The sequence below is a fragment of the Rhodoplanes tepidamans genome (assembly GCF_030813915.1).
GTDB lineage: Bacteria > Pseudomonadota > Alphaproteobacteria > Rhizobiales > Xanthobacteraceae > Rhodoplanes > Rhodoplanes tepidamans.
On record NZ_JAUSUJ010000012.1, the window covers coordinates 168,316 to 192,707 of the forward strand.

General features: G+C 69.8%; 33 protein-coding genes, 1 tRNA gene and 1 pseudogene. 31 read left to right on the forward strand and 4 right to left on the reverse strand.

Annotated elements, in window-relative coordinates; translation table 11 throughout:
• Positions 1-45: 45 nt before the first annotated feature.
• A complete protein-coding gene (locus J2S22_RS15950; RefSeq protein ID WP_272775655.1) occupies positions 46-546 on the reverse strand; it encodes a hypothetical protein in 501 nt (166 codons plus the stop codon).
• A gap of 85 nt (positions 547-631) precedes the next feature.
• On the reverse strand, positions 632-835 hold the full coding sequence (locus tag J2S22_RS15955) for a Cro/CI family transcriptional regulator (protein WP_272775656.1): 204 nt from the start codon (positions 833-835) through the stop codon (positions 632-634).
• 137 nt (positions 836-972) lie between these two features.
• Between J2S22_RS15955 and J2S22_RS15960 the strand changes: the two genes are divergently transcribed.
• From J2S22_RS15960 to J2S22_RS16080, 25 genes and pseudogenes are all read left to right on the forward strand, one after another.
• The gene (locus J2S22_RS15960; protein ID WP_272775657.1) at positions 973-1,539 is read left to right on the forward strand and encodes a helix-turn-helix domain-containing protein; all 567 of its coding nucleotides are present in this window, start codon (positions 973-975) and stop codon (positions 1,537-1,539) included.
• Positions 1,540-1,904: 365 nt separating this feature from the next.
• Positions 1,905-2,969, forward strand: a complete 1,065-nt coding sequence (locus J2S22_RS15965) for a DUF932 domain-containing protein (RefSeq protein WP_272775658.1) — start codon at positions 1,905-1,907, stop codon at positions 2,967-2,969.
• 79 nt (positions 2,970-3,048) lie between these two features.
• The gene (locus tag J2S22_RS15970; protein WP_272775659.1) at positions 3,049-3,273 is read left to right on the forward strand and encodes a hypothetical protein; all 225 of its coding nucleotides are present in this window, start codon (positions 3,049-3,051) and stop codon (positions 3,271-3,273) included.
• On the forward strand, positions 3,270-3,539 hold the full coding sequence (locus tag J2S22_RS15975; protein WP_272775660.1) for a hypothetical protein: 270 nt from the start codon (positions 3,270-3,272) through the stop codon (positions 3,537-3,539). The genes J2S22_RS15970 and J2S22_RS15975 overlap by 4 nt, the downstream gene beginning before the upstream one ends.
• Before the next feature lie 22 nt (positions 3,540-3,561).
• Entirely contained in the window at positions 3,562-4,092 is a 531-nt protein-coding gene (locus J2S22_RS15980) for a hypothetical protein (RefSeq protein WP_272775661.1), read from the forward strand.
• Between the two features lie 23 nt (positions 4,093-4,115).
• Positions 4,116-4,589 (forward strand): hypothetical protein, encoded by a 474-nt coding sequence (locus J2S22_RS15985; RefSeq protein ID WP_272775662.1) that lies wholly within the window; start codon positions 4,116-4,118, stop codon positions 4,587-4,589.
• Positions 4,590-4,618: 29 nt separating this feature from the next.
• Complete coding sequence (locus J2S22_RS15990) at positions 4,619-5,089, forward strand: hypothetical protein (RefSeq protein WP_272775663.1); 471 nt, start codon at positions 4,619-4,621, stop codon at positions 5,087-5,089.
• Positions 5,090-5,091: 2 nt separating this feature from the next.
• A complete protein-coding gene (locus J2S22_RS15995) occupies positions 5,092-5,277 on the forward strand; it encodes a hypothetical protein (RefSeq protein ID WP_272775664.1) in 186 nt (61 codons plus the stop codon).
• Positions 5,278-5,477: 200 nt separating this feature from the next.
• Complete coding sequence (locus tag J2S22_RS16000; RefSeq protein WP_272775665.1) at positions 5,478-6,419, forward strand: PD-(D/E)XK nuclease-like domain-containing protein; 942 nt, start codon at positions 5,478-5,480, stop codon at positions 6,417-6,419.
• On the forward strand, positions 6,419-7,348 hold the full coding sequence (locus J2S22_RS16005) for a recombinase RecT (protein ID WP_272775666.1): 930 nt from the start codon (positions 6,419-6,421) through the stop codon (positions 7,346-7,348). Before J2S22_RS16000 ends, J2S22_RS16005 begins: the two co-directional genes overlap by 1 nt.
• 1 nt (position 7,349) lies before the next feature.
• Positions 7,350-7,616: a hypothetical protein gene (locus J2S22_RS16010; RefSeq protein WP_272775667.1), complete on the forward strand. Its 267-nt coding sequence runs from the start codon at positions 7,350-7,352 to the stop codon at positions 7,614-7,616.
• Positions 7,613-7,828, forward strand: coding sequence for a hypothetical protein (locus tag J2S22_RS16015; RefSeq protein ID WP_272775668.1), 216 nt, complete (start codon positions 7,613-7,615; stop codon positions 7,826-7,828). The genes J2S22_RS16010 and J2S22_RS16015 overlap by 4 nt, the downstream gene beginning before the upstream one ends.
• Positions 7,825-8,376, forward strand: a complete 552-nt coding sequence (locus J2S22_RS16020) for a hypothetical protein (RefSeq protein WP_272775669.1) — start codon at positions 7,825-7,827, stop codon at positions 8,374-8,376. The genes J2S22_RS16015 and J2S22_RS16020 overlap by 4 nt, the downstream gene beginning before the upstream one ends.
• Before the next feature lie 9 nt (positions 8,377-8,385).
• Complete coding sequence (locus J2S22_RS16025; RefSeq protein ID WP_272775670.1) at positions 8,386-8,595, forward strand: hypothetical protein; 210 nt, start codon at positions 8,386-8,388, stop codon at positions 8,593-8,595.
• Complete coding sequence (gene ssb, locus J2S22_RS16030; protein ID WP_272775671.1) at positions 8,595-9,062, forward strand: single-stranded DNA-binding protein; 468 nt, start codon at positions 8,595-8,597, stop codon at positions 9,060-9,062. Before J2S22_RS16025 ends, ssb begins: the two co-directional genes overlap by 1 nt.
• 14 nt (positions 9,063-9,076) lie before the next feature.
• Positions 9,077-9,340: a hypothetical protein gene (locus J2S22_RS16035; RefSeq protein ID WP_272775672.1), complete on the forward strand. Its 264-nt coding sequence runs from the start codon at positions 9,077-9,079 to the stop codon at positions 9,338-9,340.
• Position 9,341: 1 nt separating this feature from the next.
• Positions 9,342-9,737 carry a hypothetical protein gene (locus tag J2S22_RS16040; RefSeq protein WP_272775673.1) on the forward strand — a complete coding sequence of 132 codons (396 nt, stop codon included), beginning with the start codon at positions 9,342-9,344 and terminating at the stop codon, positions 9,735-9,737.
• Positions 9,734-10,045 carry a hypothetical protein gene (locus J2S22_RS16045; protein WP_272775674.1) on the forward strand — a complete coding sequence of 104 codons (312 nt, stop codon included), beginning with the start codon at positions 9,734-9,736 and terminating at the stop codon, positions 10,043-10,045. Before J2S22_RS16040 ends, J2S22_RS16045 begins: the two co-directional genes overlap by 4 nt.
• Entirely contained in the window at positions 10,042-10,281 is a 240-nt protein-coding gene (locus tag J2S22_RS16050) for a hypothetical protein (protein ID WP_272775675.1), read from the forward strand. Before J2S22_RS16045 ends, J2S22_RS16050 begins: the two co-directional genes overlap by 4 nt.
• Positions 10,278-11,144 carry a BRO-N domain-containing protein gene (locus J2S22_RS16055; RefSeq protein WP_272775676.1) on the forward strand — a complete coding sequence of 289 codons (867 nt, stop codon included), beginning with the start codon at positions 10,278-10,280 and terminating at the stop codon, positions 11,142-11,144. Before J2S22_RS16050 ends, J2S22_RS16055 begins: the two co-directional genes overlap by 4 nt.
• Positions 11,141-12,049: a hypothetical protein gene (locus J2S22_RS16060; RefSeq protein ID WP_272775677.1), complete on the forward strand. Its 909-nt coding sequence runs from the start codon at positions 11,141-11,143 to the stop codon at positions 12,047-12,049. Before J2S22_RS16055 ends, J2S22_RS16060 begins: the two co-directional genes overlap by 4 nt.
• Complete coding sequence (locus J2S22_RS16065; RefSeq protein WP_272775678.1) at positions 12,049-12,558, forward strand: J domain-containing protein; 510 nt, start codon at positions 12,049-12,051, stop codon at positions 12,556-12,558. The genes J2S22_RS16060 and J2S22_RS16065 overlap by 1 nt, the downstream gene beginning before the upstream one ends.
• Entirely contained in the window at positions 12,558-12,770 is a 213-nt protein-coding gene (locus J2S22_RS16070; protein WP_272775679.1) for a hypothetical protein, read from the forward strand. The genes J2S22_RS16065 and J2S22_RS16070 overlap by 1 nt, the downstream gene beginning before the upstream one ends.
• Entirely contained in the window at positions 12,764-13,102 is a 339-nt protein-coding gene (locus tag J2S22_RS16075; protein ID WP_272775680.1) for a hypothetical protein, read from the forward strand. The genes J2S22_RS16070 and J2S22_RS16075 overlap by 7 nt, the downstream gene beginning before the upstream one ends.
• 168 nt (positions 13,103-13,270) lie before the next feature.
• Positions 13,271-14,266: pseudogene (locus tag J2S22_RS16080) on the forward strand (recombinase family protein); the annotation flags it as partial.
• A 569-nt stretch (positions 14,267-14,835) separates the two neighbouring features.
• Here the strand turns inward: J2S22_RS16080 and J2S22_RS16085 are convergent.
• Positions 14,836-14,912: transfer RNA gene (locus J2S22_RS16085), tRNA-Met, on the reverse strand.
• Positions 14,913-15,593: 681 nt separating this feature from the next.
• Between J2S22_RS16085 and J2S22_RS16090 the strand changes: the two genes are divergently transcribed.
• The 4 genes from J2S22_RS16090 (at position 15,594) to J2S22_RS16105 (ending at position 22,137) form a co-directional block, all read left to right on the forward strand.
• Positions 15,594-19,784 (forward strand): Pls/PosA family non-ribosomal peptide synthetase, encoded by a 4,191-nt coding sequence (locus J2S22_RS16090; protein ID WP_272775681.1) that lies wholly within the window; start codon positions 15,594-15,596, stop codon positions 19,782-19,784.
• Positions 19,785-19,900: 116 nt separating this feature from the next.
• Complete coding sequence (locus tag J2S22_RS16095; protein WP_272775682.1) at positions 19,901-20,401, forward strand: GNAT family N-acetyltransferase; 501 nt, start codon at positions 19,901-19,903, stop codon at positions 20,399-20,401.
• 36 nt (positions 20,402-20,437) lie between these two features.
• Positions 20,438-21,088, forward strand: coding sequence for a 4'-phosphopantetheinyl transferase family protein (locus J2S22_RS16100; protein WP_272775683.1), 651 nt, complete (start codon positions 20,438-20,440; stop codon positions 21,086-21,088).
• Positions 21,089-21,105: 17 nt separating this feature from the next.
• Positions 21,106-22,137, forward strand: coding sequence for a histone deacetylase family protein (locus J2S22_RS16105; RefSeq protein WP_272775684.1), 1,032 nt, complete (start codon positions 21,106-21,108; stop codon positions 22,135-22,137).
• Between the two features lie 79 nt (positions 22,138-22,216).
• Here the strand turns inward: J2S22_RS16105 and J2S22_RS16110 are convergent, their stop codons facing one another.
• Positions 22,217-22,552: a hypothetical protein gene (locus J2S22_RS16110; RefSeq protein ID WP_272775685.1), complete on the reverse strand. Its 336-nt coding sequence runs from the start codon at positions 22,550-22,552 to the stop codon at positions 22,217-22,219.
• Positions 22,553-22,670: 118 nt separating this feature from the next.
• Here J2S22_RS16110 and J2S22_RS16115 point away from each other — a divergent pair, with 118 nt between their 5' ends.
• Complete coding sequence (locus J2S22_RS16115) at positions 22,671-23,255, forward strand: ANTAR domain-containing response regulator (RefSeq protein WP_272775686.1); 585 nt, start codon at positions 22,671-22,673, stop codon at positions 23,253-23,255.
• A complete protein-coding gene (locus tag J2S22_RS16120) occupies positions 23,255-24,292 on the forward strand; it encodes an ABC transporter substrate-binding protein (protein WP_272775687.1) in 1,038 nt (345 codons plus the stop codon). The genes J2S22_RS16115 and J2S22_RS16120 overlap by 1 nt, the downstream gene beginning before the upstream one ends.
• Positions 24,293-24,392: the final 100 nt, after the last annotated feature.

The following is a 24,392-nucleotide window of genomic DNA, read 5'->3' on the forward strand; positions in this document are numbered from 1 at the left end:
CGATCTCACAGAAGCGGGCGCCCCCTCACAGCGCGCCCGTGGTCCTCAGTTGAGCGTGACCGCCGTCTCGGCCGGCTCGTCCTCGTCGGCCTTCGTCTTGCGGGGCTTCTTCATGCCGGCGAGCCGGGAGGCCCCGTTGTCGACCTCGACCTGCGTGGCGGGCTCCTCCGCCGCCGCCGCGCCGCCCTTGCGCTTCAGCACCTCGGCGAAGAGCGGGAGGTCCGCCGCGTCGCCGAACGCCTTGGCGATGTCGTGGACGGTCTCCTGGTGCTTGGGCTCCAGGTCGTCGAGCACCGCTCGCGCCTTCGCGATCTGATCACGGACCTTCAGGAACTTCTTCAGGGCGCGCGACGGGACGCCGCGCGCGTCCGCCTCCTGGAAGACGCCCGCGATGCGATCGCGGATGTCCCGGCACCGCTTCATGTAGGCGCCGCGCTCGCTGTCGAGGTCGCCCTTGCACTCCTCGATCCGCTCGACGAGGTCCTGGACCAACGCCGGCTCGAACTCCGTGAACTCGTTGGTTCCTTCTTTCGCTTTCCGTGCCATTTACCTCTCCTGGTGGTGCTTGGTTAGCTCAGCTTGCCAATGCGGGTAAAATTCCTTGCCACCATTGGCAAGGTGTGCTTTCCAATTACGACGCGGCCCGGGCGGGGACCGGGTAGAGGTCAGGACGGATTTGATGAGGCGGCAGGCCGGTGACTTCGGACACAGTGAGGACGCGCTCCGGCGGAACGCGGCGCCACTGGTAGACCGCCTGCCGTCCGATCCCGAGGGCTTTCGCGACCTTCACCGCGAGCCCCTTGGTGGAGCGGATGTAGGCGATTGCCGGGTCCATTGGTCAGTCCTGGTCAGGTGTGCTTCAGTGGTCTGGTTAGCTGGCCTAACCACGATCGCTACGATAGCGGGGATCGTCCTGTCAAGTCAGGGGAGGAGTGCGTTGTCCTTCGAGTGTGAAAATGCGAGGAGATGTAGATGGTTAGTAAGGGGATCGGGCAGCGTCTGAAGGCGGCCCGCACGCATGCCGGGATGACCGTGCGTGACATGGAGAAACACGTCGGGCGGTCGCACGGGACGATCACCAACGCCGAGAACGAGAAGTACGGGCTCACGATCCAGGTGATCGAGGCTTGGGCTCGCGCCACCGGCGTCTCGACCTCCTGGCTCGCAACTGGCGAAGGGGAAGGCCCTCCCACGATCGGCGAGCCGGAAGTGACCTCGCGAATAGCTGCTCACGAGATGGCCTCGATCCGAGAGGTCGGACGGCCGCGCGGCGAGGCCACCGTCTTCTGGCGCATCCCGAAGGCGATGTGCCGCTACGTCCTCAAGGCCGAGGCCAAGCACCTGGTCGTCCGGCAGGTCAATTCGGACGGCATCCCCGGCGTGTCCGCCGGCGACTACGTGTTCATCGACACCTCGCAGCGGGAGCCGGTGAAGGGCGCCGTGATGCTCGCCCAAGACGCGAATGGGGCGGTGATTGCCGCCAGAGATCGGGCAGGCAAGATCGTAGGTAGAGCGGTGGGCCACCTTCGCCCAATGTAATTGGCCCGGGCCTTGCTATATTATAACTCAGAATAGACAATTGAGGGGGGCCGAAGGCCCCCCTCTCTATTTGTAGTAATAGTATATTTCGGAAACTGATGAGTCATTATGCGCGAGAATGTGTAACTAAGCAGTTCCTTGTTGCACACGCCGACACAAATCGTTAATAAATACTTACGATAGGATTAAACCTACAACTCAAACGCTTCCAAGCACATCATCACACCCCTGAAATTGCCCAGCCCCACTCCAGAAGTCGGTCGGTAGGAATTTTGCGGCGTATTGGTTAGCTCCGCTTGACAAGCTGTGGCAAGCCCAGCTAGACAAACGTGGTAAGGCCGCCTAACCGAAATGCGGAGACTGGAATGCAAGCGGGCTTGGACCTTGTGGCGCTCGCACAGCGGATCGCCGCCAATTCCGCCGCGAAGAACGACTTCGTGGTGGACACGCGCCAGATGGAGATGCGGGTGGGCGAGGACGGCGGCGTGCGCCTCGCCTTCGATGCGAACGGGGAGCGCGAGTTCAGCGTCCGCCCGGTCGCCCACGACCAGATCGGGCAGCGCCTGCAGGTGCCGGCCCGCTACTACAACCGGATGCTCGAAGGCTCCGTGGAGGAGCGCCGCCTTCTCGCTCGCAACGTGAACCACTGGTTCTCCCGCGAGCCCGAGCGGCGCATGGTCCGCACCCTCGACAGCTCGGCGCGGGCGTTCCTCTCGGACCGCTATCGCCGGATCGACCACGAGGACATCGCCGACAGCGCGCTCCAGACGCTCGCCGAGGTCCCCGGCGTGCAGGTGGTGAGCACCCAGCTCACCGAGGCCCGCCTCTACATCCAGGCCGTCACGCCGCGGCTCCAGGCCGAGGTGAAGGTCGGGGACGTGGTGGAGGCCGGCGTCATCGTCCGCAACAGCGAGATCGGCCTAGGCTCCGTGTCCATCGCCGCCCTGGTCCGCCGTCTCGTGTGCCTGAACGGGGCCGTTGTGCCGGACAACTCGTTCCGCGCCTACCACGTCGGCCGCCGCATCGAAGAGGACGGCGAGCTGCAGTGGGCCGACGACACCCGGCAGGCGGATGACGCCGCGATCCGGCTGAAGGTCCGCGACATGGTCCGCGCCGCCTTCGACGAGGCCCGGTTCGCGCAAACCGTGGACCGCATGCGGCGCCTCGCCGGCGCGCCCATCAAGGGTGACCCCGTGAAGGCCGTCGAGCTGCTCGCCAAGAAGGTCGGCGCGACCGAGGGCGAGCGCACCAGCATCCTGCAGTCGCTGATCCGCGGCGGGGACCTTTCCGCGTGGGGCCTCATGAATGCCGTGACGCATCAGGCCCACACGGTCACCGACTACGACCGCTCCGTCGAGTTCGAACAGGCCGGCGGCGCGCTGATCAATCTCCCCTCCAGCGAATGGAAGGAGGTGCTCGAAGCGGCGTGATGACGGGCGCCGAACGGCCGGGGCGGCACGCAACAAGCCGCCCCTTATAGGAACCACGACCCCCCACTAGGCGACGAAAATGTCCCTGTTTCTGCTGAAGGAAGCTGCAAAGGCCTCGGTCCTGCTCGCCATCTGGATCGTGGTCTGGTGCCTCTCGGATGGCGACCGACTTGCTACCCAGGCGGCGGTCAACACCGGCCTCTGGTGCGCCGTGGCCGCCGCGGTCGCGGGGCTCGCTCTGGCCGCGAGCGCCGTCTTGCTGGCCGCCGCCACCTCCGTGAAGGCGGAGGGCCGCGCGCGATGACCGTGATCAGCCTGCAGTCTCGCCGCGCATCTCGCGGGGTGGCGAGCCCCCTGGCGGAAGAGCCGGAGGTCCGCGAACGGGTCACGAAGTCCGTCACGAGGAACGTGACGCTGGTCGCCACGTCGCTCCTGAAGCTCTCCGGCCGCACCGCCTTCATCACGTTCCTGACGAACGTGATCGTCACCTGCTCGGCGCTCCTGGTGAAGGAGGGAGGCCACGAGGCCCGGGACGCGGCGATCGGGATCGCCATCGACCACACCGACTGATCACCACCAGAGGAGAACCCGAATGAAGCGTGTGACCATCGCGGCCGCAGTGCTGCTCGCCGCCGTCTCCACGGCGGAAGCGCGTCGGGCGGCGTTCCAGACCGGAGGCCGGCTGGAGTGCGACGACCGCTACCCGTGGACCTGCGACGTGCGGGGGTGGGAGGTGCCGGCCAGCCGGGCACCGATCCGGCAGCGCGGCGATGCGCTTCCCCGTGTGGCGGGGCTCGTCGCCCCGCTCGCGACCAAGGCCGCCGAGATCGTCACCGCGTGCGGATCGCAGATCATCTCGTCCGTCCGGAACACGCTCGTGGCCGGCACCCGCCGGGTGTCGCTCCACGCGACCGGACAGGCCGTCGACCTCCGCGGCAACCCGAGCTGCATCTACTCGATGCTGCACGGGTGGCCCGGCGGGGCGACCACCGACTATGGACGTGTGAACCACGTCCACATCTCCTACGGGGGCCGCGAGCACGGGCTCCGGTTCACCCACGGGAGCAGCCGCAAGAACAACGCGGGGCGGCATAGCCGTGCCCGCGGTGGCAAGGCCAGATAACCAAACACTGCAAGGAGACCTTCATGTCCGTCAACCCCGCCATCAAGTCGCTGGTCACCGACCTCGGCGCCAAGGTGACCGACGACGTCGGGAACGTGATCCAGCGGTCCTTCAACCTCCTCCCCATGCCCTTCGGGGCGAAGATGTACCTCGCGCTCTGCGCCTCCGAGCCCGGCGTGATGCTCCTGTCCGCGATGATGAACATGCGGGAGGGCGACCGGCCGAAGAACGAGGAGGAGGTCGCCAAGCTGATCACGGCCGATGCCGTCCTGTGGGCGTCGCTGCTCCTCGCCGCCAGCCTGACCGCCCGCTACCTGAAAGGCCCCGGCGATACCGTCCAGGAGGCCCACAAGAACTTCGAGACGCTCACCGGCCGCAAGTTCCACGCCCGGATCGACGAGTGCTCGTGCCCCGACTGCAAGGCCCGCCGCGAGCGCGAGGCTGCTGAGGCCCGGCAGCCGGAGAGCGAGCCCGTCGCCGCGGCCGGCGCGAACTGACCACCACCACCCAAGCAAGGACGACTGCAATGAGCGAGAAGACACTGATCGAGATCAACGGCGTGAACATGGAGGTCGACCTCCGCTACGCGAAGCGCGTGGACGAGTTGCGCATCGGCGACCGTGTGAAGGTGCTGATCAAGAGCGCCTACAGCGCACACGAGGTCCACCCGGGCGTGATCGTCGGCTTCGAGCCGTTCAAGGAGCTGCCCACCATCGTGGTGGCCTACATCAAGGACAACTACGGCACGGCCGAGCTGAAGTTCCTGCACTACAACGCCAAGAGCGACGGCGCCGAGATCGTCGCCGCGGCGGACGAGGACTTCCATCCGGACCGCGACCGCATCATGGCGCACTTCGACCGGCAGATCGCGGCAAAGCTGCGCGAGGTCGAGACGATCCAGGAGCAGCGCCGGTACTTCGAGCTGAACTTCCGCCAGTATTGGGAGCGCGTCGCGCCGCCGGCGCCCAAGCACGAGCCCGAAGTGCTGGAGGGCTGACGATGCTCGGCCACAACCACACCCCGCCCGCCGGCGCGATCGTGGTGCGGCCGGCCCGGCCGTGGGGCCGCGTGATCGCCACCACCGGCCGCACGATCTACGTGCGGCTCGCCGGCGGCGGCACCGAGTATTGGCCGAAGGCCGCCACTTCGGTGGCCCCGGCGCCGCGGAGGAAGCGGAGGGCCTGAGATGCCCGCCCCGCGGCCGAAGACGAAGGCGCGCCCCATCGTGATCAGGGGCGCGCCCCACTGGATCAGGACCCTCAATGCAGACGGGAGGCGGTGGCCGAACAAGGGCGCCTCCTTTTCTGCTGACCGGCTTGTCCAGGTGACCTTGCCAATCGTGTGCGAACCCGATCGGCGCCCAACGATCATCGTGAGGCTGTGACGTGAAGATCATCCAGAACCCGACCCTGCCCATCGACCGGCCGGGCGTCTACGCCGGCATCCCGCTCCGGCGCTACCACTCGGCGGACATCACGGTCGGCCCGTGCGTCTCGTCGAGCGGGCTGCGCACGCTGGTGGAGGCGAGCCCGAAGCACTTCTTCGCGACCTGGAGCGGCAACCCGGACGCCCCGCCGGACGAGCCCTCGCGAGCCATGATCCTCGGCTCGGCGGCGCACCACCTGCTGCTCGGCGAGGACGCCTTCTCCACCCTCTACATCGCCCGGCCCGACGAGCTGGCCGACGAGTGGGGCGAGATGAAGCCGTGGCAGGGCAACCGGAAGGTCTGCAAGGCCTGGCTCGCCGCGCAGGAGCAGGCCGGCCGCATCGTCCTCACGAGCGCCGAGCTGGACAGCATCAAGGGCATGGCCCGCGAGCTGGCGAAGACGCCCGAGGTGCAGGAGGGGCTCCTCAATGGGCTGGTCGAGCACTCGCTGATCTGGCGCGACGCCGAGACCGGGCTGTGGCTCCGGGCGCGGCCGGACGTGATCCCCACCGACAGCGGCATGTTCGCGGACCTGAAGACGATCCGCGACACCAGCATCCCGTCGATCAGCATGGCGATGGACGGCTACGACCAGCAAGCCGCGCTGGTGTGGGAGGGCGCTGAGGCGCTCGGCCTGGAGGTCGAGAGCTTCACGTTCCTCTTCGTGGAAAGCGACGCCCCATGGGACGTCGTGCCGATCGTGGTGCCCGACGAGGACCTCGCCGAGGCGCGCCGCGCCAACCGCGCCGCCATCCAGATGATCGCGCGCTGCATCGAGAAGGGCGAGTGGCCGGGCCGCGGCTATGGCGACGCCCGCGTGATGGGCATGGGGCAGGCCGCACGGGAGCGCCGGGCCAAGCGGGTCGAGTTCATCGAGACCATGCTCGGGGAGACGTTCTGATGGCCCTGGACGTCCAGAAGATCGAGGAGAAGATCGACCGCGCCATCGCCGGCGCGGTCCCGGTCTCCGACAACATCGGCGGCGTCGCCTTCACCAGCATGTCAGAGGTGATGGAGTTCGCGAAGCTGATGAGCGTCGCGGGCACCGCCGTCCCGCCCCACCTCCGCGCCAACCCCGGCACCTGCCTCGCCATCTGCATCCACGCCCTAGAGTGGCGAATGTCCCCCTTTGCAGTCGCCAATAAGAGCTACGAGGTCGAGAACCGTGGCGAGAAGCGGCTCGCCTTCGAGAGCCAACTGACCCACGCCGTGATCGAAGCCCGGGCGCCGCTGAAGGGGCGCCTCCGCTACGAGATCATCGGCGAGGGCGACGAGCGCCGCTGCAAGGTGTGGGGCACCTTCAAGGGCGAGACCGAGCCGCACGTCTACGTCTCGGAGACGCTCGGCAAGCTGCGCGACGCGCGCGGCCGGAACCAGTACGGGCAGGTGAAGGGCTCCCCGCTGTGGGACACCCAGCCCGAGGTCCAGCTCTTCTACAGCGCGTCCCGGCAGTGGTGCCGCATCTACGCGCCGGACGTCCTGCTCGGCATCTACACCCGCGAAGAGCTGGAGGACGAGGGGTTCGAGAACGCGAAGGACGTGACGCCGAAGCGCCTGTCGCTGGCGCAGCGCCTGCGCGATCGCAAGGGCCAGAAGGACACGCGCGGCTTCAACGCCGAGCACGTCCAGAAGGAGGCGGACGCCGTGCGCGACGCCGCCAAGCCGGCGGCCGACACGGTGATCGAGGGCGAGGCCTCCACCATTCCTGCGGGCGGCGAGCCGGCGAGCCCGGCGGACCCCGAGCGCGCGCCGGCCGAAGCGGCGAGCCCGGGGGCGACGCCGGCCGCCGATCCGCAGGACCCCATCAGCGCCGAGACGGGCGAGGGCTGAGATGGCTGAGCCGTCCAACACCCTCACGGCGCTCGACGCCGAGCTGATCCTCGCCCTGCTCGGCCGGGGCATCAATCAGCACGACATCGCAGCCCTGTTCCAGGTGAACCCGGGCCGCGTCGCCGAGATCGCCACCGGCGAGAAGTTCGCCGGCTCCCGCCCCGCGGACCTCAACGAGCCCTCGGTGCGCCAGCACCTCGTGACGACCGCGATGTTGGCGGCCGGCCGCATCCACCGCGTGGCTCTGATGGGGCTCGGCACCCGATGACCGAGACCCTCAACGAGCGCGGGCTCCGGGACACGATCACGGGGCTCGAAGAGATCAACCGGGCGATCAGGAACGCCGCGCGCGCCGCCGAGCAGAAGGTGGCCGAAGGCGAAACCGAGCTGCTCGCCCTCCGGAAACTCACCTCCTACGTCGCCGCCCAGATCGACGACGCGAAGGCCGCACTGGACACCCTGATGGGAGAGCAGACGTGAAGATCGAGGCCATGATCCCGGAGGACGGGATGATCCAGGACCCGCGCGAGTGGAGCCGCGAGGGCTGGACGACGGAGCCGGAGGAGCTGGAGGTCAGGAAGGTGGCCGACGCCACCGGGCCGGCCTTCAAGGCGTCGGGCAAGGCGTGGACGCGCGGCGGGCTCGCCCTGGTGCTGGTGAACGTGGCGGTCGCGCCGGCGTTTGTGGAGGCCGTCAAGAAGCAGAGCGGCCAGGACCTCACCGGCTTCAAGGTGGGCGTGGTGCTGCTCACGCACCTCGCGACCAGCTACCCGCTCGCGCGGTTCGCCACCATCGAAGATGCGGCCGCGGCCGTGGAGCTGTCCGAGAGCGTCGGTGACTGGTGGGAGGACGTGGACCACGCTCTCGTCGACAAGATCGCCGCCGGCACAGCGAAGACGCCCGAGAGCGTCATGCGCGTCAGCGAGGTGTGGCGCGCCGCCGGCTTCGTCGAAATCACGCTGCCGCCCGCCGAGATGAGCTGCCTCGTGATGAAGCGCCAGTTCGCCGCCCCGCAGATCAACGCATAGGAGCGGGCCATGCACCGAATTCTCCGCGACACCATCGACCTGATCCGCGCCGCCGGCAGGACCGACATCATCCACCGCCAGCGCAGCCGCCACACCGAGGTCGCCTTCAACGCGAACGGCCGGCCGGCCCGAGTGCTGGTCCACAAGGGCGCCGAGACGCAGCACTACGAGATGCCGCGCCTCCGGTCGCAGGTCCGCCGCGCGATGGAGGGACGCTGATGGCCGGTTCCATCAACAGGGCGACGCTGCTCGGCAACGTCGGCGCCGACCCCGAGATCAGGCGGACGCAGGACGGACGCCCGATCGCGAACCTCCGGCTCGCCACCTCCGAGACGTGGCGCGATCGCAGCACCGGCGAGCGCCAGGAGCGCACTCAGTGGCACCGCGTCGTGTGCTTCAACGAGGGCCTCTGCAAGGTGATCGAGCAGTATGTAAAGAAGGGGGACAAGGTCTACATCGAGGGCGCGATCGAGACCCGGAAGTGGCAGGACCAGTCCGGGCAGGACCGGTACTCGACCGAGATCGTGATGCGGCCCTTCAACTCCACCCTGGTGCTGCTCGGCGGCAAGGGCCGCGGTGGGGGCGGTGGCGGCGACGACGATGACGACGCGCCGCCCCGGGAACGCTCCGGCGGCAGCCGCACGCGGTCCCGCCGCGACGACCTCGACGACGAAATCCCGTTCTGATCACGAGGCGCGCCGTGGGCGACATGGGCGACGACTTCAGGGCGTGGCGCGAGCACAAGCGGCAGCGAGCCGCCGAGTTCCGCGCCCGCATCCCCGCCGCGCTGAAGACGCTGGCCGAGGCCGGCATCCGCGTCCGGTGCCTGGACCACGGGGAGCACTACCGGGTCGACGAGCGGTTCGACTGGTGGCCGAGCACGGGCCGGTGGCGGTCGCTGGACGGCAAGCAGACCGGCTTCCGTGTGCGCTCCCTGATCGCGGCGGTCACCAGCTCGAAGTGACATGGCGACCAGGAAGCACATCTCCCTGAAGACGAAGTTGGCCGCGGCGCTGCTCACGCTGCGCCGGGTCGACGAGAACGGCGTGCTCGTGCCGATCATCCCGCACGAGCACGCCAAGCTGATGAGCGCCGAGCAGATCATCAGCCTGTTTCAGTGGGACCACTACCCGATCCCCCACGCGCTCGGCGGTCCGGACGAGCCGTGGAACCTGCAACCCGAGCTGATCAGGCCGCACCGCGTGAAGACGGCGACGCAGGACGTCCCGACCATCGCGAAGACGAAGCGCCTTTCCGCCGAGCAGGAGGAGTTCCGGCGCCGGGTTCTGGAGAGGCCGTGCGGTCAGCCGCGCGAGCGCAAGGGCCGGTGGCCGAGCCGGCCGTTCAGGAGGAAGTCGTGACGAACGAGGACGTGATCTCGCTGGTGCGCGCCAAGGCCGAGGCCGCCCTCAGCCATGTCGTCCTGAGCAAGGCCGAGGTGACCGCGGTCCTGACCGCGCTGGACAATGCCGTCGCGGATCGAGCGGACGCGCACGCCGCGGTGCTCGACATCTCGCGTGCGGTGATGGCGGCCCCGTTCCGCCCGGCGGAGGGGGAGACGGAGGACTGCCCGGAGTGCTGCGGCACCGGGCGTTTCATGGGGCGGTTCGGCGGACCCGGCTGGCCGGACTGCCCGGCGTGCGGCGGCGCCGGGAGGACGTGGAAGTGAACATCGTCAACACGAGGCTGATCCCGACCGTCACCCAGAAGGACATCGACGCGCTCCTGGAGGTCGGCGGGCGCGCCATCCATGCGGAGTTCCTGCGCGGGGCCAACTCCAAGCGGGACCCGAGCGAGAGGTGGGACACCGCCCCGCTCACCGTCCGCGAGAGCTTCATCCGCGAGTTCGGCGCCGCGGTGAACGCCATCACCGCCGCCGGCTGGGAGATCAGGAGGAAGCGATGAGCAGAAACGAGGTCATCCCGTTCGAATTCGAGAACCGCACCATTCGCATGGTCGAGCTGGATGGGGAGGTCTGGTTCGTGGCCTCCGATGTCGCGCGAGAACTCGGGTACGCCGAAGCCAAAGACCTGACCCGAACCTTGGATGCGGACGAGAGGGGTCGGCACATTGTGCCGACCCCCTCCGCGGACCAGGATATGTCGATCATTTCGGAGCCGGGACTGTACCGAGCGATCGTCCAGCGCCGGGCGACCAAGAGGATCGCTCCCGACCTTGCTGAGAGGGTCAGCCGGTTCCAGAGGAAGGTGTTCCATGAAGTCCTGCCGGCGATCCGGAAGACCGGCGAGTACCGCGCGCCGGGGAAGAGCCCGGCCCGGCTGACCCGTGACGCCGCTCGGGAGGCCCGGCTCTCGTGGAAGCTCGCGACGAGCATCGCCGCGAGCGTCGGCCTCAAGGGCAACCAGCTCCTGATCGCCGCCAACCGCTACACCCGCCGGGTGCTCGGCATCGACATGCTCGAAACGATGGGCGTGCCGCTCCTGCCAGCGCCCGAGCCCGAGGTGCTGCTGACCGCCACGGACATCGGCCAGAAGCTCGGCGGGCTGTCCGCGCAGCGCGTGAACGAGTTGCTGGAGCGGCACGGCTTTCAGAAGAGCGTCCGCGACCACAAGGGCCGCCTCCATTGGGAGCCGACCGACAAGGGGCTGAAGGCGGGCGGCCACATGGTCGAGGTCGAACGCTCGAACAAGACCGGCGAGGCGCGCCAGCTCCGATGGGCGTCCAGCATCGTCCAGGCGCTCCGCGAAGCCATGCTCCCGAAGCCCTCCACTGACGACCTGCCGCCCGCGCAGGGAGCCCTCCTGTGAGCACCATGCGAGAGGCCAACATGACCGAGCAGACGATCGACATCTCGGCCCTCGGCCCGGCGCAGCCGATCACGCCCTGCGGCGCGGTCAGCCGGCTGTGCCTGAACCCGGAGGGGAACGTCTCGGCGGGCTCGCGCGCCTACCAGACGAAGGCGAGCATCGCCGCCGAGGCGACGCGGCTCCTGGAGCAGGCGCGAGCGCGCGACGTGGAGACGCACGAGAAGAACATCCCGGCGATCGACCACAACACCCAGATGCGGAAGCTGCTCAACATCGTCATGAAGCGGGCCGGTGTCCCGGAGGAGCTGACCAAGGTCGATCCGAAGAGCCGCAGCTACCCGCCGAAGCGGCGGCGCGTGAGGGCCGAGTGGATCACGGAGGTCTGCGAGGCCTTCCCGGTGGAGGACAACTTCGCCCGCGCCTCGAGCGACTACGAGCGGCTCCAGAAGGCCTATCAGGCCTACACGGCCGAGGCCGAGAAGGAGAAGGCCAAGCTGGAGGCGGAGCAGGCCGCCGCGCTCGCCCGCCGGCAGGCGGACATCGAGTACGCGATGCTGCTCGTCCGCTACGGGCTCGGCGCCGACGCTACCGCCTACGACCTCCTCCGGGCGATCCGGGCGAAGTCGAAGATCGTCGACCTCGCGGTCGCGATGGAGGAGGTGCGCGGCGACTGGAATGAGGGGTGCGAGCCCGTCACGGACGCGCTCGGCCGCTTCACCATCGAGACCGACCAGGACCGCGAGATCGCCGCCGACGTCCACGCCGCCGTGAACAGCTTCCACGACTGCCAGGACGGCCGCGTCTTCCGCGACACGGCCTGGAATTACGGCCGCCTCTACGGGCTGGTGCCGGCGGAGCTGGCCGCCGACGCGAGCAAGGCGCTGCACATGGCGAGGCGCTGGTAATGGGCACCGAGGCCGAGCTGCTCGCTCTGAAGAGCAGCATCATGCTCGCGCTCGGCAGCGTGGACCGCATGCTGGAGCGCCGGCGGCTGAACACGACGGACCTCAACAGCGCCAACGAGAACCTCAGCAACGCGCGGAAGCTGATGGGGCACCTGCTCCTGCGCGAGGCAAAGATGCGCACCCGCACCCAGGAGGAGGACATCTGGGATCGAGCCGCCCGGTGGGCCAACGATCCCTTCTTCAAGGAGAAGGTCGACGAGGCGCTGCGGGCTTCGAAGCCCCGCCGCGCCGGCGGCTCCTCGAGCTCCTCCGGCTTCCGCTACACCCCGCCGCGGTCGCCGGATTGCTGGTCGGTGCTCGGGCTGCAGCCGGGCGCATCGAAGTCCGAGATCAACGCCGCGTGGCGGGAGCTGGCGAAGACCAAGCACCCGGACGTGGGCGGCAGCGACGAGGCGATGGTCGAGCTGAACCAAGCCCGCGCCGCCGCGCTCGCGATGGCGAGGCTCTGATGGCGATCGGCGACGACGTGAAGAAGGCGCACAAGGCGCTCGCCGGCGCGGCCGGCAAGCTGTCGCTGATGCTCGCCCGGAAGCGCATCAATCCGGGCGAGCTGGCACATGCGGCGCTGCTCGCGCAGGAGGGGGCCGTCACGCTCGCGCGGCTCAGGGACGGACTGCCGGTACCGACGACCAACAGCGAGCCGGAGGACACAACGTGCTGACCACGGAAGAGGACGCGCGCACGAAGCTGTGCCCGTTCCAGAGCCACTGCATCAACGAGAGCGGCGTGATCCAGCACTACGAGCCGCCGGTCTATCACCCCGCCATGTGTGCCGCGTCCGAGTGCATGGCGTGGCGCTGGGGGCCGCTGCCGATCGACGGCCCCGAGTGGGTGACCGCCGTGCAGAAGGCCGCCGAGGAGATCGGCGACAGCACCCCGAACAAGCGGAAGGCCGTGCGCTTCGTCGCCGAGAACCGGGAGCGGTTCGGCCTGCCGACGAGACCGACGCGCGGCTGGTGCCGCCGCCTCAGCGACACGAAGACCGAGGCTTAGGAGAGCAGCATGTTCGACAATGCGGTTGGAGACCTCGAATGAGGAGGCGCGATCGCGAACTCTCGTGCCCGCCAGGCCTCCACCCGGCTGTGGCGAAGATCGTTGTGGCCCTTGCACGGGCCGACGCCCGGCGGGATATTGCTGCCCAAGCAAAAAAGGACTGCAAGGATGAAGCGAGCGGCGATTTACGCCCGCTTTTCGACGGAGCTGCAGAGCGACCGGAGCATTGAAGATCAGGTCGCCCTCTGCCGCGAGTTCGCGAAGCGGAGCAATTTCCAGGTCGTCGGGCTTTACGACGACCGCGCCCGGTCCGGTGCGAGCATGCTCGGGCGCACCGGCCTGATGGACCTCCTAAGCGACGCCCGAGAGCACGCCTTCGACGTGGTGGTCGTCGAGGCCCTGGACCGCATCAGCCGTGACCAGGAGGACCTCGCCGGCATCTTCAAGCGGCTCTCGTTCGGCGGGATCGAGATCGTCGCCGTCCATGACGGCAAGGCCGACATCGTCCAGGTCGGCATTCGCGGGCTGGTCGGCGCGCTCTACCTCTCCGACCTCGCGCACAAGGTCCGCCGCGGCATGGCCGGCGTCGTGCGCGATGGTCGCCACGCCGGTGGCCGGGCCTACGGCTATCGGCCGGTGCCCGGGAAGCCGGGCGAGATGGAGATCGTGGAGGAGGAGGCCGCCATCGTCCGGCGCATCTTCGAAGAGCGCGCCGCCGGCGACGTGGCTCGCACGATCGCGGCGCGCCTGAACGACGAGCGCGTGGCGCCGCCCCGCGGCCAGTTCTGGCGCGGCGGGACGATCAGCGGCAACCACAAGCGCGCGAACGGCATCCTCAACAACGAGGTCTACCGCGGGCAGCTCGTGTGGAACCGGGTCCGCATGGTCAAGGCCCCCGACACCGGGAAGCGGGTGTCCAGGGAGAACCCCGAGAGCGAATGGCAGCGCGTCGAGGCGCCCCACCTGCGGATCGTGTCCGACGAGCTGTGGCAGGCCGCTCACGGCAAGATGCGCTACACGGCGACCCCCCATAAGCGGAAGACGAAGCGGCTGCTGACCGGGCTCCTGCGATGCGGGTGCTGCGGGGCCGGCATGTCGATGAAGGACATCCACCGCGGCACGATCCGGATCATGTGCTCGCAAGCGAAGGAGGCCGGCGCCTGCACGAACCGGCGCGCCTACGACCTCCTGGACATCGAGAGCCGGGTCGTCCGGAACCTGCGGGAGCAGCTCGGCAGCCGGGAGGCGATCGAGCTGTACGTCCGGGCCTACAACGACGAGATCGTCCGAGGGACGTCCGAGGCTGCGGCCGCCCGCGCCCGGGCCGAGGTCCTGCTCAACGACGCCCAGCGCGCGCTCGACCGGACCGTCGAGGGGCTGGTCCGGGGCCGGATCAGCGAAGAGGAGGCCGACCGGCTCCTGCCTGACCTGCGAAAAGAGCGGGACCGCCTGAAGGCCGAGGTCGCCGCCCTGGACGAGCCGCCGAAGCTGGTGACGCTGCACCCGGCCGCCGTGGACGCCTACCTCGCGAAGGTGGACCGGCTGGCCGCCGCGCTCGCCGGGGACCCGGGCAGCATGATCGAGCACGTCGAGGCGGTCAGGGCGCTGGTGGAGACCGTGGTCGTGGAGCCGGCGCCGACCGGGGTGACCCCGGACCTCACCATCACCGGCTTCCTCGCAAGGCTTTGTGGGAATTGGGCGTTCCCGCAATGTACCCTGCGGGGGGGATCAAGTGGTAGCGGAGGAGGGACTCGAACCCCCGACACGCGGATTATGATTCCGCTGCTCTAACCAGCTGAGCTACTCCGCCGCCGGCGGCCCGGATCGCTGCGAGGGGTGCCTCGGCGGGCGATCTCTCGATGGCCGGCTCCCCGGACGATCCAGGGCGGCAGCGCCGCCTGAATCGCGTCGGGGACGGCTCCTTAGCACACCGTCCCGACCGAACGCCAGACCCCGGCGGGCCGGATTTTCCGGCAGGACGATCGGCGCTGCCGTCCACGGCCGGCCGGCGCCTCGGCGCTCGCGGGGCTGCCGGGCCAGGCGCGGCTGCGGCGCGGAGTGCGGGCCCGGGCGGCCGCGCCGCCCAGGCCATGCGAATCGCCCTGTGAGCGGTCCGGCCGGGGGCCGTCACAGGGGCGGAACGGGCCCTCGTAACGTCCCGCTAACCACCCCTCGCACTTCCGTAATCGTGCGGAGGGACGCCGCCTCGCCGCGTCGGGCGGGCGTTCCGGCGCTGCCGCGGTGCGGCGTTCACGAAGCCTAAACGGCCTATTCAGCGGGCATTCATGTGCCGATCCCCACGGTGCGCGCCGTGAGAGGCTGCCGGATCCAAGAAGCCTCGGGGGAAATTCTCGAGCGAGTCCCATCCAATCCGAGTTCGATCGGATGCGCCGCGCCCGCGGCGGGTTCGGATCGCCTTCGGCCCAGCAACACGGCAGCACGACCCCGGCCCGGTGTGCGACCCGCACCGGACCGCAACCAGAGCAGAACGATGGCTCATCGAATCGACATCGCCGATCTCCACGACGGATCGACCGGCGGTTCCGCCCGGATGCACGAGGGGTCGCAGGGCGGCCTCGACGGCGCCTCTCGGGAGAGCCACGCCCGGACCATCGCCGGGCACGACGTGCTGTTCTGCGGCAGCGTCGACCCGTCGCCCCGCTGGCGGCCGGGCGAGCGGCTGCACCACCTGTTCGAGGATGCCGCCGACCGGTTCGGCGGGCTCGCCGCCGTGGTCACGAGTGACGCGACGCTGACCTATGCCGAGCTCGACCGCCGCGCCAATCAGGTGGCCCGCCACCTGATCGCACGGGGCGTGGCGGCCGGCGACCGCGTCGGGCTGCTGTTCGACAAGACGATCGAGACCTATGTGGCGCTGGTCGCGGCGCTGAAGGCCGGCGCCACCTATGTGCCGCTCGATCCCGGCCTGCCGGCCGAGCGCATCCGCTACATGCTCGGCGACGCCAAGATCCGCACAATCGTGTCGATGGCGAGCTTCTCCGAGCGCCTCGCCGCCCAGGACGCCGCCGCCGTCCTGCTCGACACCGATCGCGCCGAGATCGACGCCCGCTCGCCGGACCGGCTGTTCGCCGGCGAGGCCGGGGAGACCGACGACCCGGGCTGCTACGTCATCTACACCTCGGGCACCACCGGCAACCCGAAGGGCGTGCTGGTCGAGCATCCGAGCATCTGCAACTTCGTCCGCATCGCCGCCGCGCGCTACGGCTACCGGCCGGGCGACCGCGTCTACCAGGGCATGACCATCGCGTTCGACTTCTCGATCGAGGAGACCTGGGTGCCGCTGATGGCCGGCGCCACGCTGGTGCCGGCGCGGGCCGGCGGCGGGCTGGTCGGCGAGGAGCTGGCCGACTTCCTGCACGAGCGTCGCGTCACCGCGATGTGCTGCTGCCCCACGCTGCTCTCCACCATCGAGCGCGACCTGCCGCATCTGCGCCTGCTGATGGTCGGTGGCGAGGCCTGCCCGCAGAACCTCGTGATGCGCTGGAGTCGCCGCGGCCGCACCATCCTCAACACCTACGGCCCGACCGAGGCGACCGTCACGGCGACCGTCACCGAGCTGGTGCCGGAGAAGCCCGTCACCATCGGCATCCCGATGCCGACCTACTCGATCGTCATCCTCGATCCGGCCGAGCCCCGTACGGTGGCGCGCGGCGAGCTCGGAGAGATCGGCATCGCCGGCATCGGCGTCGCCGCCGGCTATCTCAACCGCGAGGAACTGACCGCCCAGAAGTTCATCCCGGACTTCGTCGGCATCCCCAACAACGCGTCGAAGCGCATCTATCGCACCGGCGACCTCGGCCGCATCAACGACGCGGGCGAGATCGAGTATCTCGGCCGCATCGACACCCAGGTGAAGATCCGCGGTTACCGCATCGAGCTCGTCGAGATCGAGTCGGTGATGATGGAGCTGCCGCAGATCGCCCAGGCGGCGGTGTCCACCTTCGAGCCCGAGCCTGGTCTGCCGGAGCTGGTCGGCTACTACGCCCTGAAGCCGGGCGCCGGCGCGCTGTCGGGTGGTGACATACTCCAGGCGCTGAAGCGCCGCCTGCCGGCCTACATGGTGCCGGCCTATCTGGAGCAGCTCGACGCCATCCCGATGTCGGCCTCCAACAAGGCCGACCGCAAGCGGCTGCCGAAGCCCACCGGTCCGCGCTGTCAGCCGGGCGGCAGCGGCAAGGTGGTGGCCGCCCGCACCGACAACGAACGGCTGCTGGTCGAGGCGATCGCCGAGATCCTGACGGTCGAGCGCGTTTCGATCGAGGACAACTTCTTCGACGATCTCGGCGCCAACTCGCTCCTGATGGCGCGGTTCTGCGCGCGCATCCGCCGCAACCCGGGCATGGAGAGCGTCTCCATGCGCGACATCTACGCCAATCCGACCATCGCGCGGCTCGCCGCGACCTTCGAAGAGAGCGGCGCGGCGGCGGCGGTCGAGACCGCACCGGAGCCGTTCCACACGCCGTCGGACTTTTCGTACTACGCCTGCGGCGCCGCGCAGCTCCTGTTTTACGGCGCCTACAGCCTGTTCGGCCTGTGGGTGTTCGACACCGGGCTCGAATGGACCTATGCGGCGACGGGTCCAGTCGATCTCTACGTCCGCAGCGTCGCCGCCGCGGTGGCCGGCTTCTTCGGCCTCACCGCCGTGTCGATCCTCGGCAAATGGCTGCTGGTCGGCCGCTTCTCGGAGGAGCGCATCCCGATCTGGTCGGCCCGCTACTTCCGCTTCTGGGCCGCCAAGACGCTGATGCGCAACGCGCCGGTGGCGCTGTTCGCCGGCCATCCGATCTTCAACGTCTATCTGCGCCTGCTCGGCGCCCGGATCGGCCGCAACACCATCGTCAAGACGCGCTTCGTGCCGGTCGCCACCGACCTGATCTCGATCGGCGACGACACGGTGCTGCGCAAGGAGACGATCCTGCTCGGCTACCGGGCGCAGTCGAACTACATCCATACGGGCCGGGTGAGCATCGGCGACCGCGCCTTCGTGGGCGAGGCGAGCGTGCTCGACATCGACACGGCGATGGGGAACGACACCCAGCTCGGCCACGCCTCCTCGCTGCAGAGCGGCCAGCGCGTGCCGGACGGCAGGCGGTTCCACGGCTCGCCGGCGGTCGAGACGACGGCGGACTATGTGCGGGTCGAGGCGGTGCCGTCGACGGCGCTGCGCCGAGGTCTCTCCGAGGTCGTCCAGCTCGCCGGACTGTTCGCACTGGTGATCCCGGCCCCGATCGTCGCGCTGGCGCTGTGGGAGCAGAGCTCCGCGACCGCCGCGAGCGGATTCTGGACCTCGCTGCCGACCGTGCTGGTGGTGTCGCTCGTCTCGTTCTTCGGCTCGATCGTCACCGGCCTCGCCGGTGTGTGGGCCGTGCCGCGGCTCGCCCGCCTGTTCCTGAAGGAGGGGCGGACCTACTCGAACTACGGCCTCCACGCGTGGCTGCAGGGCCTCACCGAGAAGTTCTCGAACTCGCAGTTCTTCAACGTGCTGTTCGGCGACGCCTCGGCGATCGTCCACTACATGCGCTTCGTCGGCTGGAACCTGAACACGGTCGAGCAGACCGGCTCGAACATGGGCACCAACCAGAAGCACGACAACCCGTTCTGCTGCGAGATCGGCTCCGGCACGATGGTCTCGGACGGGCTGTCGATGATCAACCTGGAGATGTCGGCGTCGTCGTTCCGCCTGTGCCACACCCGCATCGGCGACAACAACTATCTCGGCAACAACATCCACTATCCGCCCGGCGGCCGCACCGGCGCCAACGTGCTGCTCGGCACCAAGGTGATGATCCCGATCGACGGCCCGGTGCAGGAGAATGTCGGCCTGCTCGGCTCGCCGCCCTTCGCGATCCCGCGCATGGTCGAGCGCGACAAGTCGATGCTCGGCGCCATTCCCGAGGACGAGCGGCTGCGCCGCCTCGCCGCCAAGAACCGCTACAACGCCGTCACGGCGGCGCTGTTCCTCGCCACCCGCTGGCTCCTGGTGTTCGCCTCGCTCGCGGTGTGGCAGGCGGCGCTGCTGACCTACGACAGCTTCGGCGTCCTCGCGCTCTTCGTCGCCGGCGCCGTCACCTCGGCCGGGGCGGTGCTGTGGTTCACCCTGATGGAGCGCGCCTCGCTCGGCTTCGGCGCGCTGAAGCCCCAGATGGTGACCATCTACGACCCGTATTTCTGGAGCCACGAGCGGCACTGGAAGCTGTCCGACTGGCCGCACGTGCAGTTGTTCGGCGGCACGCCTGTGAAGAGCCTGATCCTGCAGATGATGGGCGTGAAGGTCGGCCGCAAGGTCGTCGACTTCGGCTGCTCGATCACCGACCGCAGCCTCACCGAGGTCGGCGACTTCGCCAATCTCAACGAGGGCAGCGTCCTGCAGGCCCACTCGCTGGAGGAGGGCGTGTTCAAGTCCGACCTCATCCGCATGGGCGCCGGCTGCACGCTCGGGCCGTCGGCCTTCGTCCACTACGGCGTCACGCTCGGCGACCACGTGGTGATCGACACCGACGCGTTCCTGATGAAGGGCGAGGTGGTCGATGCGCACACCACTTGGCGCGGCAATCCGGCGAAGCTGTTCCGCCGGCACGGCACCCCGGACGGCGCGCTCGGCGCCGCCGTCTATCGGGCGCCCGAGGCGGTCGCGCCCGCCTGGCGGATCGCGGCGGAGTAGGCCGTGCCGACCGTCGCCGAAATCCCGATCATCGACATGGCCGGGCTCGCCCCGGCCATTCGCGTATTCCGCGCCGGCCGGCGCGGAGCGCGCCGACGGAGCACGTGGCCGTGGACATGACGACGACTCCCAGAACGCGGCGCTACGTCCCCGGAGCTCCCTCGCCGCGGAGCGTCCGGCTCGCCGCCGTCACGGCCGACAACTGGCGCGACGTCGCCGCGCTCGAGCTCGAGCCCGAGCAGCGCGACCTCGTCGCCGGCAATCTCTACTCGATCGCCGAGTCGAAGTTCGATCCGCTGGCGCGGCCGCGGGCGATCTATGCCGGGTCCGAGCTGGTCGGCTTCCTGATGTACGACGTCGGCGACGAGGATCCGCGCCGCGCCGTCATCTATCGCTTCATGATCGATCGCCGCTTCCAGGGGCTCGGCTACGGCCGTGTCGCCCTCGAGCAGGCCATCGAGGAGATCCGCGCCGTGCCGGGCGTCGTCACCATCGCGATCTGCTACGAGCCGAACAACCCGGCCAAGCAGCTCTACCTCGGCGTCGGCTTCGTCGAGATCGGCTCGGACGAGGACGGCGAGGTGATCGCCGAGCTCGCCGTCCAGGCCTCCGCCTGATCCGCCGCCATGCCGCCGCTGCTCGAAGACACGATCATGGCTCCGCCGGACGCGCCCGCCCCCGGGGATCCGGTCCTGCAGCGCGCGCTCGACGCGTTGCTGCCCGGCGTCGCGATCGCGCATCGGGTGATCGCGCCGGGCGACGAAGCGGCGCTGCTCGAGGCCGAGCAGGACTCGATCGTCTCGTCGGTCGTGGCGGTGCGGCGGGCGAGTGGAGCGGCCCGCGTGGTCGTCCGCCGGCTGCTCGCCGGGTTCGGCCACCCCGGCGTCGCGGTGGTGCGCACCGCCTCCGGCGCGCCGGCCTGGCCGGACGGCATCGTCGGCTCGCTCGCCCACGACGACGCGGTGGCGGTCGCGGCGGTGGCCCGGTGCTCCGGCTTCGCCGCGCTCGGCATCGACGTCGAGCCGGCCGAGCCGCTGCCCGATGACATCGTCGAGCTCGTCGCCACGGTCGCCGAGCGGTCAGGCCTCGCCGGCGATCCGCTCCGCGCCCGCCTCCTGTTCGCGGCCAAGGAAGCCGTGTACAAGGCGATGCATCCGCTCGACGGCGTCTTTCTCGATTTCCACGACATCGTCGTCGACCTCGTCGGCCGCAAGGCCGTGGTGCCGAGCGGACGGATTCTCGATCTCGCCGTCTGCCGCGCGCCGCGGATCGTCGTCCTCGCCTTCCTGCGCGCGTCCGGCTGAGCCTTTCGAGTCTCCTCATGATCACGGTCTACAGCGACGATCACGTCGGCCACGACGGGAAGGCCGAGCTGCACGACGGCAAGCTGGTGCCGAGCTTCGAGATGCCGCGGCGCGCCGCCCTGGTGCTGGCCCGGGTGCAGGAGACCGGGCTCGGCCCGGTGATGCCGCCGAAGCTCTTCGGGCTCGACCCGGTGCGGCGCGTGCACGCCGCCGACTACGTCGCCTTCCTCGAAGGCGCCTGGGACGCCTGGGTGGCCGAACACGGCCCCTGGGATGCGCTGCCCTTCACCTGGATCGCGCCGGGCATGCGCCGGGTCGTCCCGGACCACATCGACGGCAAGCTCGGCTACTACTCGTTCGACGCCGGCACGCCGATCACGGCCGGCACCTGGCGGGCGGTGCGGGCCGCCGCCGACGTGGCGCTCACCGGGGCGGAGCTGATCGTGCGGGGCGAGCGGGGGGCGTTCGCCCTGTGCAGGCCCCCCGGCCACCACGCGCACCGGGCCTGCTACGGCGGCTACTGCTTCTTCAACAACGCCGCGATCGCCGCGCAGGCGCTGCGCGACGCCGGCGCCGAGCGCGTCGCCGTGCTCGACATCGACTGTCACCACGGCAACGGCACACAGGACATCTTCTACGATCGCGGCGACGTGCTGTTCGTCTCGCTGCATGCCGATCCGGTGCAGGAGTATCCCTACTTCCTCGGCTTCGCCGACGAGACCGGGACGGGCGCGGGCGAGGGCGCCAACGCCAACTACCCGCTGCCGTTCGGCACCGACTTCGCGGCGTGGTCGGAGGCGCTCGCCCATGCGCTCGCGCGGATCGCCGCGTTCGGCGCCGAGGCGCTGGTCGTGTCGCTCGGCGTCGACACCTTCAAGGGCGATCCGATCTCGCGCTTCCGGCTCGACAGCCCCGACTACACGGCGATCGGGGAGAGGCTGGCGGCGGCGGGGCTGCCGACCCTGTTCGTCATGGAGGGCGGCTACGCCGTCGAGGCGATCGGCCTCAACGCCGTGAACGTGCTGCAGGGCTTCCGGGCGGCGGCGTGACGTCCCGTCCGCTCATGCGGGACCGCGCCGGAGCGGAGAGCCGCACCGGCGCGCGAGGCGCGTCGCCGTCGCGATCCCGTCAGGGGCAGTACCAGATCGGGCCGATCTGCATGCATCCCCGCGTCTGCCAGCCGCGCGGGCGCGCCTGGTAGCGCCGCCAGCCGGGGGGCGGACCGCGGAAATCGCGGCGCGGACCGGAGTGACGCCCCCGCCAGCGATCGCGCCGGTCGTGGCGACGGCCGTCCTGCATCCTGCGGCGGTCGTCGCGGTCGAAACGCTGGGCGAGCATGATCGGCACCGAGGCCGAGGTCGTCTGCACGGTGCCGGACGGTGTGGCGTCGCGCGACGCCGCCGACGCCGGCGTGCCGCTCAGCATCAGCAGGCAGGCCACGGCGCTCAGAAAGCCTTTGAGCATGCGTTTCTCCCGGTTGTGTCATCGGGACAAAGCGCGAGTGCGACGGAGGTTTCAGCCGGCCGTCGAGAATCGAATCCGGCGGTTTGCATCGCGCCGCCGTTCCGGCGAGAATGGTGCGATGCAGGACGGGGTGGTGTCCGTCGCCGTGGTCGATGCCGATCGGGCCCGCGCGACGATCGTCGAGGAAGGCTTGCGCGCCGCGGGCATCCCGCGGGTCGCGATCGTTCCGGACTCGCCCGATCTCCTCGACCGCCTGGTGACGCTCGCTCCCGACGTGGTGGTGATCGCCCTCGACAGCCCCAACCGCGACGTGCTCGAGCAGATGTTCCGGGTATCCCGCATCGTCGAGCGCCCGGTCGCCATGTTCGTCGACCGCTCCGACGCCGCCACCATGCAGGCCGCGATCGACGCCGGTGTCTCGGCCTACGTGGTCGACGGGCTCAAGCCCGAGCGGGTGCGCGCCATCGTCGACATGGCGGTGATGCGGTTCAACGCCTACAGCCGCATGCGCCGCGAGCTCGAGGAGGCGAAGACCGCGCTCGCCGACCGCAAGACCATCGACAAGGCGAAAGGCCTGCTGATGGCCCGCAAGGGCCTCTCCGAGCAGGACGCCTATGCGCTGCTGCGGCGGACCGCGATGAACGAGAAGAAGCGGATGGTCGAGATCGCCCAGGCGATCATCACGGCCGCGGAGCTGTTCTGATGACGCGCCTCTCGGTCGGTTACGTGCCGCTCACCGACGCCGCCGTGCTGATCGCGGCGGCCGAGCGCGGCTTCGCGGCGGCGGAAGGGCTCGATCTCGTGCCGGTGCGCGAGACCTCCTGGGCCAATATCCGCGACAAGCTGGTGTTCGGGCATTTCGACGCCGCCCACATGCTGGCGCCGCTCGCGGTGGCGACGACGCTCGGCCTCGGTCATGTGGCGCTGCCGCTCGCCGCGCCGTTCTGGCTCAATCTGGGCGGCAACGCCGTCACGGTGTCGCGGCCGCTCGCGGCGCAGCTCGCGGCGAAGGGCGGCCTGTCGGGGCGCCTCCCGGACGCTGCGGCGGCGCTCGGCGCGGTGGCGCGCGAGCGGGCGGCGGCCGGGCAGGGGGCGCTCACCTTCGCGGCCGTGTTCCCGTTCTCCACCCACGCCTATCAGCTCCGCACCCTGTTCGTCGCCGCAGGCCTCGATCCCGAGCGCGACGTGCGCCTCGTCGTGGTGCCGCCGCCCTTCATGGTCGACGCGCTGCGCCGCGGACTCGTCGACGGCTTCTGTGTCGGCAGCCCGTGGAACAGCGTCGCCGTCGACCAGGGGGTCGGCACGATCCTGCTGCTCGGCAATGCGATCGTCCGCCGCGCGCCCGAGAAGGTCCTGGCGGTGCCGGCGGAGCGGGCCGGCGCGCCGGAGGCGGCCGCGCTGATCCGGGCGCTCGCCGCCGCCGCCGCCTGGTGCTCCGCGCCGGAGAACCGCGAGGATCTCGCGGCGGTGCTCGGCGAGCCGCGCCACCTCGACCTTCCGGCCGCCGTGATCCTCCGCACCCTCGACGGCGCCCTGGTGGTTGACGCCGACGGCACGGTGCGCACCGACCCCGAGTTCCTGCTGCTCGGCGCCAATCGTCCGGAGCCCGCCCAGGCCGACTGGCTGTTCGACGCCATGGCGGCCGCCGGCCATCTGCCGGAAGGATCGCGCGACGCGGTGCGGGCGGTGTTCCGCACCGATCTGTACGACGCGGCTCTCGGCCGCCCGGCGGGCCCCTGAACGCGTGCATCTGCTCACGGTTTGATCAACTGCCGCTTTCGCAGTGCCGCGAACCGGCGCAACGCCGTGGCGATGGCCGTCCGGCTCTGGTCCGGGGACG

Excerpts from the sequence above, each read along its gene's own strand:
- J2S22_RS15950 (WP_272775655.1), bottom strand. The coding sequence starts at position 546 with ATGGCACGGAAAGCGAAAGAAGGAACCAACGAGTTCACGGAGTTCGAG.
- J2S22_RS15955 (WP_272775656.1), bottom strand. The coding sequence starts at position 835 with ATGGACCCGGCAATCGCCTACATCCGCTCCACCAAGGGGCTCGCGGTG.
- J2S22_RS15960 (WP_272775657.1), top strand. The coding sequence starts at position 973 with ATGGTTAGTAAGGGGATCGGGCAGCGTCTGAAGGCGGCCCGCACGCAT.
- J2S22_RS15965 (WP_272775658.1), top strand. The coding sequence starts at position 1,905 with ATGCAAGCGGGCTTGGACCTTGTGGCGCTCGCACAGCGGATCGCCGCC.
- J2S22_RS15970 (WP_272775659.1), top strand. The coding sequence starts at position 3,049 with ATGTCCCTGTTTCTGCTGAAGGAAGCTGCAAAGGCCTCGGTCCTGCTC.
- J2S22_RS15975 (WP_272775660.1), top strand. The coding sequence starts at position 3,270 with ATGACCGTGATCAGCCTGCAGTCTCGCCGCGCATCTCGCGGGGTGGCG.
- J2S22_RS15980 (WP_272775661.1), top strand. The coding sequence starts at position 3,562 with ATGAAGCGTGTGACCATCGCGGCCGCAGTGCTGCTCGCCGCCGTCTCC.
- J2S22_RS15985 (WP_272775662.1), top strand. The coding sequence starts at position 4,116 with ATGTCCGTCAACCCCGCCATCAAGTCGCTGGTCACCGACCTCGGCGCC.
- J2S22_RS15990 (WP_272775663.1), top strand. The coding sequence starts at position 4,619 with ATGAGCGAGAAGACACTGATCGAGATCAACGGCGTGAACATGGAGGTC.
- J2S22_RS15995 (WP_272775664.1), top strand. The coding sequence starts at position 5,092 with ATGCTCGGCCACAACCACACCCCGCCCGCCGGCGCGATCGTGGTGCGG.
- J2S22_RS16005 (WP_272775666.1), top strand. The coding sequence starts at position 6,419 with ATGGCCCTGGACGTCCAGAAGATCGAGGAGAAGATCGACCGCGCCATC.
- J2S22_RS16010 (WP_272775667.1), top strand. The coding sequence starts at position 7,350 with ATGGCTGAGCCGTCCAACACCCTCACGGCGCTCGACGCCGAGCTGATC.
- J2S22_RS16015 (WP_272775668.1), top strand. The coding sequence starts at position 7,613 with ATGACCGAGACCCTCAACGAGCGCGGGCTCCGGGACACGATCACGGGG.
- J2S22_RS16025 (WP_272775670.1), top strand. The coding sequence starts at position 8,386 with ATGCACCGAATTCTCCGCGACACCATCGACCTGATCCGCGCCGCCGGC.
- ssb (WP_272775671.1), top strand. The coding sequence starts at position 8,595 with ATGGCCGGTTCCATCAACAGGGCGACGCTGCTCGGCAACGTCGGCGCC.
- J2S22_RS16040 (WP_272775673.1), top strand. The coding sequence starts at position 9,342 with ATGGCGACCAGGAAGCACATCTCCCTGAAGACGAAGTTGGCCGCGGCG.
- J2S22_RS16055 (WP_272775676.1), top strand. The coding sequence starts at position 10,278 with ATGAGCAGAAACGAGGTCATCCCGTTCGAATTCGAGAACCGCACCATT.
- J2S22_RS16065 (WP_272775678.1), top strand. The coding sequence starts at position 12,049 with ATGGGCACCGAGGCCGAGCTGCTCGCTCTGAAGAGCAGCATCATGCTC.
- J2S22_RS16070 (WP_272775679.1), top strand. The coding sequence starts at position 12,558 with ATGGCGATCGGCGACGACGTGAAGAAGGCGCACAAGGCGCTCGCCGGC.
- J2S22_RS16090 (WP_272775681.1), top strand. The coding sequence starts at position 15,594 with ATGGCTCATCGAATCGACATCGCCGATCTCCACGACGGATCGACCGGC.
- J2S22_RS16095 (WP_272775682.1), top strand. The coding sequence starts at position 19,901 with ATGACGACGACTCCCAGAACGCGGCGCTACGTCCCCGGAGCTCCCTCG.
- J2S22_RS16100 (WP_272775683.1), top strand. The coding sequence starts at position 20,438 with ATGGCTCCGCCGGACGCGCCCGCCCCCGGGGATCCGGTCCTGCAGCGC.
- J2S22_RS16105 (WP_272775684.1), top strand. The coding sequence starts at position 21,106 with ATGATCACGGTCTACAGCGACGATCACGTCGGCCACGACGGGAAGGCC.
- J2S22_RS16110 (WP_272775685.1), bottom strand. The coding sequence starts at position 22,552 with ATGCTCAAAGGCTTTCTGAGCGCCGTGGCCTGCCTGCTGATGCTGAGC.
- J2S22_RS16115 (WP_272775686.1), top strand. The coding sequence starts at position 22,671 with ATGCAGGACGGGGTGGTGTCCGTCGCCGTGGTCGATGCCGATCGGGCC.
- J2S22_RS16120 (WP_272775687.1), top strand. The coding sequence starts at position 23,255 with ATGACGCGCCTCTCGGTCGGTTACGTGCCGCTCACCGACGCCGCCGTG.